This is a genomic window from Paenibacillus sp. FSL R7-277 (assembly GCF_000517965.1).
GTDB classification, from domain to species: Bacteria; Bacillota; Bacilli; order Paenibacillales; family Paenibacillaceae; genus Paenibacillus_AQ; species Paenibacillus_AQ silagei.
In genome coordinates this window covers 62242-75709 of record NZ_ASPX01000107.1, presented here as the reverse complement: position 1 = coordinate 75709, position 13468 = coordinate 62242, and the positions used below count along the sequence as shown (strand labels likewise).

Annotated in this window: 14 protein-coding genes; 2 read left to right on the top strand and 12 right to left on the bottom strand. The window is 52.3% G+C overall.

The features are described from left to right. Positions 1 to 187: 187 nt before the first annotated feature. The 3 genes from C173_RS27520 to C173_RS27510 form a co-directional block, all read right to left on the bottom strand. On the bottom strand, positions 188 to 1072 hold the full coding sequence (locus C173_RS27520) for a hypothetical protein (protein WP_036731172.1): 885 nt from the start codon (positions 1070 to 1072) through the stop codon (positions 188 to 190). Positions 1073 to 1228: 156 nt separating this feature from the next. Next, positions 1229 to 1999 carry a dioxygenase family protein gene (locus C173_RS27515; protein WP_036731169.1) on the bottom strand — a complete coding sequence of 257 codons (771 nt, stop codon included), beginning with the start codon at positions 1997 to 1999 and terminating at the stop codon, positions 1229 to 1231. Positions 2000 to 2005: 6 nt separating this feature from the next. Next, the gene (locus tag C173_RS27510) at positions 2006 to 2665 is read right to left on the bottom strand and encodes an alpha/beta hydrolase (RefSeq protein ID WP_036731168.1); all 660 of its coding nucleotides are present in this window, start codon (positions 2663 to 2665) and stop codon (positions 2006 to 2008) included. Between the two features lie 159 nt (positions 2666 to 2824). Between C173_RS27510 and C173_RS27505 the strand changes: the two genes are divergently transcribed. Continuing rightward, positions 2825 to 3376, top strand: a complete 552-nt coding sequence (locus C173_RS27505) for a helix-turn-helix domain-containing protein (protein WP_036731166.1) — start codon at positions 2825 to 2827, stop codon at positions 3374 to 3376. A gap of 57 nt (positions 3377 to 3433) precedes the next feature. On the opposite strand, the gene C173_RS27500 is transcribed toward C173_RS27505, so the two are convergent. The 3 genes from C173_RS27500 to C173_RS27490 form a co-directional block, all read right to left on the bottom strand. Then, positions 3434 to 4162, bottom strand: coding sequence for a peptidase E (locus C173_RS27500; protein WP_036731164.1), 729 nt, complete (start codon positions 4160 to 4162; stop codon positions 3434 to 3436). Positions 4163 to 4267: 105 nt separating this feature from the next. Beyond that, positions 4268 to 5074 (bottom strand): TrmH family RNA methyltransferase, encoded by an 807-nt coding sequence (locus tag C173_RS27495; RefSeq protein ID WP_036731163.1) that lies wholly within the window; start codon positions 5072 to 5074, stop codon positions 4268 to 4270. Positions 5075 to 5105: 31 nt separating this feature from the next. Next, positions 5106 to 5765: a potassium channel family protein gene (locus tag C173_RS27490; RefSeq protein WP_036700269.1), complete on the bottom strand. Its 660-nt coding sequence runs from the start codon at positions 5763 to 5765 to the stop codon at positions 5106 to 5108. 194 nt (positions 5766 to 5959) lie between these two features. Between C173_RS27490 and C173_RS27485 the strand changes: the two genes are divergently transcribed. After that, complete coding sequence (locus C173_RS27485) at positions 5960 to 6196, top strand: small acid-soluble spore protein SspI (protein WP_036700271.1); 237 nt, start codon at positions 5960 to 5962, stop codon at positions 6194 to 6196. Between the two features lie 122 nt (positions 6197 to 6318). Here C173_RS27485 and C173_RS27480 read toward each other — a convergent pair whose 3' ends face one another. The 6 genes from C173_RS27480 to liaF all read right to left on the bottom strand — a co-directional run bounded on the left by C173_RS27480 (position 6319) and on the right by liaF (position 13354). After that, entirely contained in the window at positions 6319 to 7905 is a 1587-nt protein-coding gene (locus tag C173_RS27480; protein WP_036731158.1) for a peptide chain release factor 3, read from the bottom strand. Between the two features lie 342 nt (positions 7906 to 8247). After that, the gene (zwf, locus tag C173_RS27475) at positions 8248 to 9798 is read right to left on the bottom strand and encodes a glucose-6-phosphate dehydrogenase (RefSeq protein WP_036731156.1); all 1551 of its coding nucleotides are present in this window, start codon (positions 9796 to 9798) and stop codon (positions 8248 to 8250) included. 209 nt (positions 9799 to 10007) lie between these two features. After that, a complete protein-coding gene (locus C173_RS27470) occupies positions 10008 to 10811 on the bottom strand; it encodes a YwmB family TATA-box binding protein (RefSeq protein ID WP_036731154.1) in 804 nt (267 codons plus the stop codon). Between the two features lie 146 nt (positions 10812 to 10957). Continuing rightward, positions 10958 to 11617: a response regulator gene (locus C173_RS27465; RefSeq protein WP_036731152.1), complete on the bottom strand. Its 660-nt coding sequence runs from the start codon at positions 11615 to 11617 to the stop codon at positions 10958 to 10960. Positions 11618 to 11632: 15 nt separating this feature from the next. Further along, a complete protein-coding gene (locus C173_RS27460; RefSeq protein WP_036731150.1) occupies positions 11633 to 12667 on the bottom strand; it encodes a sensor histidine kinase in 1035 nt (344 codons plus the stop codon). 39 nt (positions 12668 to 12706) lie between these two features. Next, positions 12707 to 13354 carry a cell wall-active antibiotics response protein LiaF gene (liaF, locus tag C173_RS27455; RefSeq protein WP_036731147.1) on the bottom strand — a complete coding sequence of 216 codons (648 nt, stop codon included), beginning with the start codon at positions 13352 to 13354 and terminating at the stop codon, positions 12707 to 12709. Between the last annotated feature and the right edge of the window lie 114 nt (positions 13355 to 13468).

Here is a 13468-nt window from a genome sequence, read left to right as displayed (position 1 = left end):
AGAAAGAGCGATTGCTCATTTTGAAACATCTGACGAGAATTTACATTCTCATTTTTGGATCTCACCGAAGTGATCTCCGATACTCACTCGTTGTTCAGTTTTCAAAGATCAAGCTCGTTGTCAGTGTCGATTAGCTCGTCACCAGCAACTTTTATAATATAACATGGATCAGACAACTATGCAACTATTATTTCAAAAGTTCTTGCTGAAGCAATACCATCAGCTCTTCCGCAGTATCCCAAACCAGAGGACGTATCTCCTGAAGATGGATCCTAAATGTATCTGCCTCATCGCTTCTGACCGTCCAGATTACCGGAATATTCAGCCCAAGCGCATAGCCCGCTGCCAGATACACCTCAGATGACTGGCCTGTGAGGTCCGCAATAACCAGCTTGCTGTCCGCTACAGGCTCCAGCGAATTCGCAGCTTCGTTCTTGCTGGCAAGCAAACGGGGGAAATAGCCCAACTGCTCGATTTTGGCCCACAGCTTGTCCTGCCACTCCGCCTGCAGCTTCTCATCATCCGGCAGAAGAACGGTGCATTGCTGTAAGGTCCGGCCTCCTGAGGTAGCCACGGCTTCCTCCCACCCCATAGGGGTCAAAGAGAAGTTCATACCTTCCCGGACTAACAAATTCTCACCTTGCAGCCTGTCAATAATATAGACCAGCTCCTGCAGATTGGGCGAGTACGTCAGATTGTAGCTGCGAGACAGGGGATGAATGACTACGGGCTCCCCGGGGCCACTACAATGCCTATATAGATACTGCAACAGCCGTTCACCTTTATTCTCAGCCGTTACCGGAATACCCGGGGCATTCACAATATCCTCCAGATCACTGAACGCAAGGATCACCTTCTCGCCACAATCCGTCTTTTCGCGGATATAGCCCGAGATCAGATGCAGCATGTCCCGCTTCTGCTGGAACGAGAGCGCAAGAATCGATTCATAGCTGTCTCGAAGCAGGCTGTAGCTTCCGCCAGGAGAGCAGGAGCAGTCGATATACTCATCGTACTCACTCTCTGCTGTAATGCGGACAATCTGATCGCAGAATGCACAATGTTTCTTTTGCATAATTATCACCTCTTCAGAATAGCAGTCCCCCTACCTTACCAAGAATGTATTGAAAAGTGGACCGGAAATTCCTTCCTCCCCGACAGCTTCACATGCCTGATTTCGGAATTATGCCAAGGAGATTGCCGAAGCGGAGCATGCGGAGTTCACCACATTTTAATTAAACTGCCAGCAGCTCAAGCTTAGATTACCATACTGATAACTCCGGTGAAGCAGCTGCGCATTACGCCCCGGGTCTCCCGCTCCCATAGCGATGAACAGCGGAATAAAGTGCTCACTCGTTGGGACCGCCATCTCCGCATAAGGAGCAAGCTCCTCGTATTGGAACAGCGCTTCTGTATCCCATGCTTCCACCTTCTCCTGAATCCAATGATCGAACTGCTCGGCCCACCCGTTGATCTCATCCGAATTCCAGTTCAACCTCCGCAGATTATGAACGGTTCCCCCGCTGGCGATGATAAGCACATCCTGTTCACGCAGCGCCGCCAGCGCCTTGCCGATCTCATACTGCTGCGCATTAGGCAGATCACGATTCACAGACATCGCCACAACCGGAATATCCGCTTCGGGGTAGAGGAGCTTCAGCACAGCCCATGCGCCGTGGTCGAGCCCTCTTTGTTCATCCCTGACATTCTTCACACCACCCGCGGTCAAAAGCTTCTGAATCTGCTCCACGAGAGCCGGATCACCATGTGCGGGATACGTCATCTGGTACAGCTCGTCCTGGAATCCGCCAAAGTCGTAAATGGTATCATACGTTGCCGCCGCGCCCACGGACTGCACGGGTTCCTCCCAATGCGCTGAGAAGAGAACGATGGCTTTCGGTTTGGGCATATGGTCCTTGAACTCTTTTAACAGCTTGGTGTAGGCATTATCTTCAAGAACGATAGATGGAGCTCCGTGTGCAAAAAAATAGGAAGGCATCATAGTCAATCACTCCTTATTAATGGTTAATCCGGCATCCTGCTTGAGCCATTGCAAGAAATCACGCTGGTTCTCTTCAGTTACGCCATGGTCGGACGGATAGAGTCTGAAGGTCAACCGTTCGGTTTGCCCCTTCAGATAGGCGGCAGTCTCATGTCCAATGCTCACCGGGAACACCGAATCGTATTCACCATGCGAAGCGAAGACAGACACGTTCTTAAGGCTACGGAGGCTATACTCCATTTTCACAAATTCAGGAATATATCCATTCAGTGCTACAATCCCCTTCAGCTGATCCCCCATCGTAAGCGCAAGCGTCATAGACAGAATGGCTCCTTGGCTGAAGCCGAGCAAATAACGTTTGTCCGGATCGACCGGATACTGCTGCGTTGCATAGTGAATGAAAGCCTCAAGATCGCCGACAGCTTGGTCAAACATCCCGCGGATGGGGTTGCCCAGGCTTTTCAAATCATAATATTGATACCCAATACCCAGTGGCAGATTCCCGCGAACCCCGATAATAATGAACTCCTTAGCCAGCGGGGCCACCAGACCAAACATATTGCGCTCATTAGAGCCTTTGCCGTGAAAAGTAAAGATCACCGGGTATTTCCTGCCCTGCTCAAGCCCATCCGGTAAGTGAATATCATATGAATACTTAGGGTCCATCTTATTTTCCTCCATACTGAAGATCCTCGCTTGAATATTAGTTATAATAATATATTTTCTATATAAGTAATTTATCGCAGTACACATTGACTTGTCAATAATAAAATTGTTAATATGAAAATAAGTTTAGTATTACAAATATTATGAAGGTGTGATCCCATGGATATCGGCGCTACAATACGGGCAATCCGCAAGCGTAAAAATATCACCATCGCGCAAATATGCGACACTACCGGCCTCTCCCAGGGCTTCATGAGCCAGGTCGAAACCAATAAGACATCACCTTCCATCGCTACACTGGAGAATATCGCCCAGGCTCTGAAGGTGCCGCTTGCTTATTTGCTGCTAAAAAAAGAAGAGCGCATGCAGATTGTCCGCAAGGATGAACGGAGAATCACCACCAGCGGCGCAGCTGAGCTAAAAGTCGAACACCTCAGCTCCACCCAGAACGTACGCATGTCGATCGTCGAGTTCCCTCCCGGTGCCATGATTGGGGATGCCCCCCATGCGCATGAAGGACAGGAGGTCCATGTCGTCATTAAAGGGACCATCTATGCGCAGCAAGGGGAAGACGGAGCTGAATTTACCGAGGGTGATTCCTTTAGCTGGAATGCCTGCACCCCCCATTCCGTCAAAAATACCGGGGAAGACACCGCGATTGTGCTAATCTCCATCTACACTGAAAACGAAAACAGACAAGATGTCCTCTGAACAATCAAAAGCCCACACCCTGGCCTGATGGGCGGAGTGCGGGCTTTTATTCACATATCACATATTCGCTATCTCATTATATTCAGCGTGCTTCTCAATCTCGGTCACGATCATCTGCTGATTGATCTCTTGTATCTTATAGACCTTGGCCTGTTCTCTGGAGGAGATCACTTTATACCCATCATCTTTATAAATAATGGCGCAATGATTCTCAATGGCTATGCCTGTTGTATCCATTCCCTTAACCATTTCCAAGAAATCTGCTTCGCGGTTGTCTTCATTATAATGAGGACAGTGAATCCCAGGTAATATCCCCATCGCCTGCAATTTGATATAGATCCATTTCCCCGTAGTATCGAACGCCTCTGAGTCACTATGACCGTATTCGTACCAGCAGATCGAACCCGCACTCATTCCTGACAACACAACCCCCGAGGCGTACGCCTGCTTCAGCAAAGTATCCACACCATACTCCCGCCAGATTCCCAGCATCTTCCGTGTATTACCGCCACCCACATAGATTAAATCGGCGGATAAGATCATATCTTCTATTTCTTCTGGTGCATATGTATTTCTCGTCAGCAGCAAATGCTTGATCTCACACCCTAACCGGTCACCGTATACTAGCTGAAAAGAGTCACAATACCCTTCCGCATCCATGCTGGCTGTAGGAATGAACAGCGCTTTGGGATTCCTTTTATTCGTTAGATCTACAATCGTTTGATCGATGGCCAAAGTCTCCAATTCGCTAATTTCCCCTCCGCCAATCGCCACAATAATCCCCATATTCATCACTCCTAATTATAATATTGAAGCAGAAAAAGAATACAAAAAAGCCCCGGATGCATTACGTCTTATTCAGACACACCGGGACTGACTCTGTTGTGAAAGCTATAAAGGTTGGTTAAGATAATTCCCCCGCTGCCGCATTCCCTCAAACAGCAGGATTGTTGCGGCCATTGCCGCATTCAGCGATTCGGCGCGGCCGGCCATCGGGATGAGGATGCTTTTGTCGACTAGACGGGCTGTCTCGGGCGAGATGCCTTGACCCTCGCTACCGATCAGCAGCCACTGGCTGCCGTGAAAATCATGGGTGTAGCAGGAATCCTCCGCCGTCAGCGAGGTGCTGACCAGCAGCGCACCACGCTCCCGTGCCTGTGGCAGAATCGTGCCGAGCTCGCCCTCCACTACCGGGAGATGGAACATCGAGCCCATCGTGGACCGGATGGTCTTGGGATTGAAGAGGTCGGCGCAGCCCTGGCCGAGGATCACGCCGTCCGCGCCCGCCGCATCCGCGCTGCGGATGATAGTGCCTACATTGCCGGGGTCCTGGACCCCGTCCAGCACCACAACCAGGCTGTCCGGCTTCGCCAGAATGGCCTCTATCCCCTTCTGCTCCTTCCGCACAATGGCGAACACCGGCTGCGGTGTGCCTGTGCTGCTGCACTTGGCAACCACCGCCGCCGACACACCGATGACCTCCATGCCCTGTACGGCCTGTAGCAGCGGCTTCAACTCAGACGGCATACCTTTATCGAGGTCGTACGCTAGGCATTCCACATCCGCTTCCGCCTGCAGCGCCTCCTGCACCAGATGAATGCCTTCCACGATATATTTACCCGACCGGTCACGGTGCTTCTTCTCCTGCAGTCCGGCCCATTCCTTCACCCGCGTGTTCTGCGGCGACATAATTTCCATAGGGTCCTACCTTTCTGATGCTTACAGATTCCTATTGATAAGCCATTTCCAGCTTCGTCAGATTATCCTTCCGTCCGACAATGACAAGGACATCTCCATCGGTCAGGCGGTCCTCCGCTCTGGGGGAGATATTCATTTCCTCGCCCTGACGGATCGCCATAACATTGCACCCATATTTGGCGCGTATGTCAAGCTCCTGCAGGTTCTTGCCCAGCATCGGTCCTGAGACCTTCATGTCGAGAATGCTGTACTCCGGTGACAGCTCGATGTAATCGAGGATGTTCGGAGAAGCGAGATGATGCGCCACCCGCATCCCCATGTCCCGCTCCGGGTAGATCACCTTATCTGCTCCGATCTTACCCAGCACCTTGCCGTGCAGCTCACTTTTGGCTTTGGCGATAATGGCAGGTACGCCCAGATCCTTCAAGATCAGCGTTGTCAGAATGCTGGCCTGGATATCTTCCCCGATGGCGACTACCACCACATCGAAGTTACGGATGCCAAGCGCACGCAGCGCCTCTTCATCCGTGGAGTCTGCAGATACGGCATGGGTCACAATATTGGAGATTTCCTGGGTGCGTTGTTCATCCGCATCAATGGCCAGCACCTCATAGCCCATCCCGCTGAGCGCCTTGGCCACACTTGAGCCGAAGCGGCCCATACCGATGATCGCATACTGTTTTTTTGCCATTAAGCCTTGTCCCTCCCGCCCATATAATACATCTCACACAGTATAGCATAAGCCGTTATAAACTTGAATGTTCAGCGCTCCCGCAGGGCACCTTATAAGAAGGCTGCTTACCTGTCTAAGCCCCTGCTTTCGAAGTCAGTTTTGCGATGCTGATTCAGGAAGCAGATGCTCACAAAACTTTAAGGAGGCCGATTATGCCAGTCACCCTTGATTTGCGCCAGGCCATCATTCACAAGGTGCACGGCCAGTCCGAAGAAGGTCTGCGGGAGGTTATTGAGAATTCCGTGGACGGGCCGGAAGCCGCGCTTCCCGGACTGGGTGTCGTCTTTGAGATGATCTGGAAGGACCTCGACCCTGCGAAGCAGGACCGGGTTCTCTCTATGCTGCACAGACATCTGGACAAGCTTACCCCAGGGTCCATCACCTCCTAGAGGAGGCCCATTCCGTCAAAAACCTCCGCACCCCACCGTGCTGCTGCACAGGTGGAGCCGGAGGTTTTTTATAGCCTAATCGTACATATGCTTAACTGCTCATCTTACTTCTATTACACCCATCAAGGTGCAGTCTCCAGGAACTTCGCGGTCGGATTCTTCTCCATCGCGGTCCGCATAGCGTATTCGTTCTCGAACAGCACTACGTAATTTCCCTTCTTGTCCGTAACCAGAGTGGAGTTGATCCGGAACTTGCTGGCATCCGGCTTGTTCTCATCCACAATCCAGCGTGCGAACTGGTAGCTCATGCGCTGAAGCTGCACATCCACGCCATACTCACCCTTCATGCGGTATTCGAACACCTCGAACTGCAACTGTCCGACTACACCCAGCAGAATATCATCGAAGTTGACGGTACGGAACACCTGGATCATACCCTCTTCGGTCAGCTGGTCGATCCCCTTCTGGAATTGCTTCGACTTCAGTGCATTCTTGATGGTGACTTTGGAGAAAATCTCCGGCGAGAAGGTCGGCAGCTCATCGAATTCGATATCTCCGGCCTGACTTAGTGTGTCGCCAATCCGGAAGATGCCCGGGTCGAACAGACCAATAATATCCCCCGGATACGCCTCTTCAACAATGTCCCGGTCCTGGGCAAGGAACTGCTGCGGCTGGGACAGCTTGATGTCTTTGCCGGCACGTACATGCTTCACACTCATTCCGCGCGCAAACTTGCCGGACACGATACGTAGGAAAGCGATACGGTCACGGTGTGCAGGATTCATGTTCGCCTGAATTTTGAATACATAGCCGGTGAATTTCTCATTCGTCGGTTCTACAGAGCCCGCTGTACTGCGGCGTGGTTCAGGCTTCGGCGCAAGCTCCAGGAAATTATCCAGGAACGTCTGCACACCGAAGTTGTTGATAGCACTGCCGAAGAATACCGGAGTAATCTCTCCGCGCAGCACCTTCTCATAGTCAAAAGGATCGCCCGCTACATCCAGCAGCTCCAGATCCGCGCATAGCTGATCATGCAGATACTCCCCCGCCATCTCACGGATAATCGGGTCGCGGTAGCTCTCCACCTTCTGTACTTTAATTACGGAATGATCATCGCCCTGGAACAGCTCGACCTGATTCTTCATCCGGTCATAGACGCCACACAGCTCTCGGCCCATCCCAATCGGCCAGTTCATCGGCACCGAGCGGATGCCCAGCACATTCTCCAGCTCCTCCATCAGATCAAACGGGCTGCGGCCTTCACGGTCCAGCTTATTAATGAAGGTGAAGATCGGAATGCCGCGCTTCGCGCAGACCTGGAACAGCTTGATGGTCTGTGTCTCCACACCCTTGGCTACGTCGATCAGCATGACCGCGCTATCAGCCGCAGTTAGCGTACGATAGGTGTCTTCACTGAAATCCTGGTGACCCGGAGTATCCAGAATGTTCACCCGGTGGTCCAGGTAATCAAACTGCATCACAGAGGACGTAACCGAGATTCCGCGCTGCTTCTCAATTTCCATCCAGTCACTGGTGGCATGCTTGCTTGCCTTACGGGCTTTGACTGTACCTGCCAGACGGATGGCACCTCCGAAGAGCAGCAGTTTCTCTGTCAGTGTAGTTTTACCCGCATCCGGGTGGGAAATAATCGCAAAGGTTCTGCGTTTGTCGACTTCACTCTGAAGCTTATGGTCCGTTGCTTTATTCATTGCACATATCCCTTCATCTATAAATTCATGCTTACTCCTGCCTCTATTACCGGATCAATCAAATCGGACTATTCATGGATTCAGATCCTTTCCTTAGAGAATCAACAGAGAATCAACGTCTATTTCTTGAACGTAACGTTTACCATGTATAGGATCATCTATAGCGCTAGGCTTAGAAATCTTTATGTTGAAAGCATCCTTCTCAGTATAGCAAAATCCGGCAGAGATTATCTACAAAAAAGCGCCTGTAGTGAAATATCTTGTAATATAAATTCACGATTCATCAAAAAGATCCCCCCGCAACGAGATGCAGGAGGATCTGTAACAGTTCTTCTTCAGGGACTAGCGGTTAACCTGCCAGACCACATTGTCTTCATCCTGGCCGTTGACCGGCCACCAGTGGAAGCCTTCTCCGGCAAGCAATTGGTCGGCTTCAACCGGGCCCCAGGAGCCCGCAGGATAGGAAGCCAAGTCGTTGCTCTCTTCCTTCCACGCCTTGGCAATCCGGTCCACGAAGGACCAGGCCGAGGACACTTCATCCCAGCGGGTGAAGTAGGTGGAATCGCCGCGTGCAGCATCATGCAACAGACGCTCATACGCCTCCGGAGAGTTGATTCCGATCATGCAGCTCTGGCAGAAATCCATGGCCAGCGGCTGAATCTCGGATTCCGAGCCCGGCTTCTTCGCATTGATCTTCACGTAGATGCCTTCCATCGGATTGACGCGGATGACGAGCAGGTTCGGCTCGAGCTTGTGCTTCTGGCCCAAGTAGACGTTGGTCGGCATTCCTTTGAATTCTACAACCACTTCGGTGGTCTTCACAGGCAGGCGTTTGCCGGTACGGATATAGAAAGGAACTCCAGCCCAGCGGAAGTTATCCACGAACACACGGGCTGCAAAATACGTCTCTGTATTCGATTCCGGGTCCACTTTGTCTTCCTGGCGGTAAGCCGGAAGCGTCTTGCCCTTGTAGAGACCTTGAGTGTATTGGCCGCGGACTACGTTCTCACGGACTTCATCAGCGGTCGCGTAAGGACGCAGCGAACGTAGAACCTTCACCTTCTCATCACGGATATCTTCGGCCAGCAGACGGCTAGGCGGTTCCATAGCGATCATCGTCAGCAGCTGCAAAATATGGTTCTGACCCATATCACGCAGCGCCCCCGCATGATCGTAATACCCGCCGCGTTCTTCCACGCCCACCGTCTCGCCGAGTGTAATCTGAATGTTGGCGATATGCTTGTTGTTCCACAGCGGCTCGAAGAAGGCATTAGCGAACCGGATCACTTCAATATTCTGAACCATTTCCTTACCCAGGTAATGGTCAATCCGGTAGATCTCCTCTTCCTTGAAGACTTGGCGGATCTGTTCGTTCAGTTCCTCAGCGGATTCGAGATTGTAGCCGAACGGCTTCTCGATGACCAGACGGTTCCAGCCTCTGGCCTGCAGCATCCCGCCTGCCTTGAGGTTGAAGGATACGCTGCCGAACAGCTCAGGCGCAAGCGCCAGATAGAACATGCGGTTGCCCGGAATATGGAATTTCTCTTCCAGCCGCTCCGTCTGCTCATTCAGCTCACGGAAGCCGTCAATATTATTGATGTCGAGTGACTTGTATTCAAAATGCTGTACGAACTCGTTCCATTCCGCAGCATCACCTGCCTGATAACGGCAGAACTCGCGGATGGATTCTTTCACATCTTCCCGAAATTCATCCTGGGTGCGGGGACGCCGAGCCACGCCAATGACCGCAAAATCTTGGGTCAGCTTGCCTTCACGGTACAAACTGTAAATCGCCGGAAAAAGCTTACGCCGGGCCAGATCTCCGGTTGCACCGAAGATAAAGAATACAGCACCGGGTGTATGCAGTGCATCAAGGGTTTGATTTTCAGCCATGGCTCCTCATCTCTCTGTATGTAATATAGTTGACATTCATTCTCAACGCCTAGTATGAAGCAACATACGACTATAGGCGTGATGTCATTTTATCATAATTGCACGGAGGATGCCATCACATTCCTGACAGTTTTTCTCGGGATTTCGCACTTTTCCATTACTCTTTCTTATGCCTTCACCGGATTACGCTTATATTACGTCATTTAACCTCAGTACTCGATTGTAATTAATGGCATTCCAAGGGTTATCCGGTTCTCGTCCGCGTTGACGTTCTTATGAACTGCCAGCTGGAGGGCCAGGCTGTGGTTACCGCTGCTGACTGTGCGCTGAAGACCCGGGACACTATACGAATGACTGGATGTAGAGATATCGGTGTAGCTCTCCTCTGCCTGAATACCGGGAAGCTCCGCAGCCATTAACTGCTCCGTAGCAAGGAGTGCTGCCTGCGTTCCGCCCTGCTCCTTCGCTGGTGCCTGCAGCGCAGCATTCCACTCCGCAGCAATTCCCGCCTGGAGCATCGCTTCTTCGGTGTCCGCCGCTGCGGCTGGCAGCTCCGGGGAGCCCAGAAGATCCGCCGTCTCCAGCGTAACAATACAGTAGCTGCGGCCGCCGCCAAGCTCACTCCAGAACAGGGAGACCTGTGTACCTCCACTGAGCTGCGCGGCCGAACGCCAGGCCCGGTGCCCTTCCTCATCTGCGCTGCTCATTTCACCCAGCCCCAGCCGGGTGGCAAGGCTCTGTACGGCAGCTTCAGCAGCCTCTTCGCCGCTGTATTCCCCCTGCCATTTCAATACGAGCCGGAGCGGCGCGCCGGGAGCGGAGGCCTGTCCGCCCAGGGTGGTCAGCAGGGCAAGGGATTCCTGAAGCTCTCCGGCAGCTGTAGAAGCATCAGCACTCTGTACACCGCTTCTTCCTGCGGGTTCCGCGCTTCGGAATCCGCTCAGGAGCATCAGCGCACATATCCCTGCCAGCACCAACACCAGTATCCCCTTACTCTGCCCTTTATTCCCCACTTCGCATCTCCCTCTCAACCGATCTAGTAATCTACTAGACAGGTTATCCAATTTCAGAGAAAGATATACGAACGCATGCAAAAACACTTCCAAGATCGTCCGGGCGGACTCACTTGAAAGTGCTGTGTGGCTTCAATAGACCGGGCTTACTCCGCCAACCCGTTCTTATATGCATAAATAGCCGCCTGGGTCCGGTCTTCAACCCCCAGCTTGGCAAGAACATTCGTGACATGGAATTTCACCGTCTTGATTCCGATAATTAATTGATCAGCAATATCCTGGTTGGATTTGCCCTGGGCTAACAGCTTCAGCACTTCCATCTCGCGTTCGGTAAGCTCTTTGTAAGCCGGTGCCTCTCCTCTTGCATTGGAACGGAACCGGTTCATCATCTTGGACGCCACCTGCGACTCCAGCACGGACTGGCCTCTTGCGGCTGCCCGGATCGCATCTGCAACTTCGCTGGCCCGTGAGGTCTTAAGCAGGTAACTGAAGGCTCCCGCTTCAATCACCGGATACATCTTCTCATCATCCAAATAACTGGTCAATACAATCACCTTGCAATCCGGGTACAGCTTCAGCAGCTGTCTTGTCGTCTCGATTCCGTCCATGCCGTCCATCACCAGATCCATCAGCACCACATCCGGCGTATACTCCTGGGCCAGACGGATGCCCTCCTCGCCGCTTCCCGCTTCGCCGACGACTTCAATGCCATCCTCGGTGCCAAGCACCGCAGCAAGTCCGATCCGGACCATCTCATGATCGTCTACAAGCAGGACCTTGATTGCATTATCTTCTTCTATCTCCATTGTTACACCTGCCCCCTATTCATTGACTACCGGTACGGTAATATCAATCCGCATGCCTTTGCCGGGAGCAGTGATGAACTGGATCGAGCCCCCGATCTCTGTAATCCGCTCCTGCATATTCGACAGACCGTAAGAGGTCTGCTTGCTGTCATCCATCTCGAACCCGATTCCATCATCGCGCAGCGTGAGCCGGACGGTATCACCCCGGCGGTGCAGGCGGATCTCCATCTTCTCCGCTTTGGCATGGCGGAGCGTATTGGAGATAGCCTCCTGCACAATACGGAACAAATGATTCTCCACGCCCTTCAGCAGCTCTACACCCTGATCCATCTCGAACAGAATATCAATCGGCACCTTGATCTTCAGTTCCTTAATCAGCTCCTGCAGACCTTCTTCCAGCCCCTTACCTTCCAGGTACACCGGTCTTAGGTGCAGCAGCAGCGCCCTCATCTCGGACTGGGCTACTGCAGACATCTCCTCGATCAGCGCGATTTGCCGCTGTGCCTTGTCGAAGTCCTTCTCCAGCGTCCGACCTACTGCCGTTGCCGTCATCGAGATGGCGAACAACTGCTGCGATACCGCATCATGCAGCTCCCGTGCCAGCCGCTGCCGTTCCTCGATGATTGCCGTGACCCGGGCCTGCTCGGCAAGCTTCGCGTTATTGGTGGAGAGCCGTTGCAGCGTATTCACCTGATTCTCCCACTTGCCGCTGATCCGCCCTAGCTGTTCCCCGAGCCGCCCCAGCTCATCGTTGCCCAGGTCCGGCATAGCCGGGGTCAGATTGCCTTTCTCCCAGGCGACCAGGGTAGCCCGCAGTAATTCCAGCTTGCGCTTGCTGCGGAAGCCCTGATAGAAGCCGTACCCGATTCCGAAAGCCATCGGCAGCAGAATCAGCGTCAATCCTGTCCTTATGCCAATCCGCCAATCCTCGAACGGCCGTAGTAGCCCATATGTATACATAATATATGTAATAACGAGCAGCATGAACAAAGAGAACAGAGCTCCCTCACCCATACTGCGCGTTACCATATTACTGCTTTTTTTGTCCATGCCGGGAGCTCTCCCTTCTCTCTTGGCCCTAACATACTCTTAGGGGAAGCGTATGTCCAGATCCCCCATCAGATAAGAAATGTTAAACTTCACTTTATGCTCGCAGCTGTCATAGTTAGGTGACTTCCAGTTCAGCCGGTTCAGCATCCCCGTATCGCGGTTACTGCCGGATTCAATCGAGCCGAACAGTACGAATGCCTCAATCTCCACTCCGTAATCCTCAGACAGCAGAATGTCCACATCGCCAAAAATCCCCTGATACAGCATAATCGTCTCCTGCTCTTCCGCCATGGCCAGTGAAAGATCCACATCCACCTCGCCCAGCACATGCCAGGCGCTCAGACTGCGCATCACCCACGGCGAGAGATCCCAGTCGAATCTGGAAGAAAAGCTTTGCTTCTGCACAAACCCCGCCTTGCGCTGCATTCTTTTCGATTTGACAAAGAACATCCCCAGCGAAAGCAGGCAGATGCCAAGCACCAGCAGCAAATGATCCAGCAACAGCAGGACTGCTCCGACTCCCATTAGCTTATAACCTTGCTTGACCTTGCCCGACGTCGTCTGGTAGATTCCCAGCAGCAGGAGCAGGAGTGCGACAATGGAGAAGAAGCCGATCCATTTGCCAAATATCATCAAGCAGCCTACACCAATCAATCCGATGGCAATCAAACGGTTCCGTTTATCCATTTCCGCACCTCCTGCACAGCATATCAATTCTTATATTTGAAGCAAAACTGACCTCGTAAGCCTTAGCTGAAGTATCGCGAAGCTACATCTTCAACATACTGCATCCGCTACAAA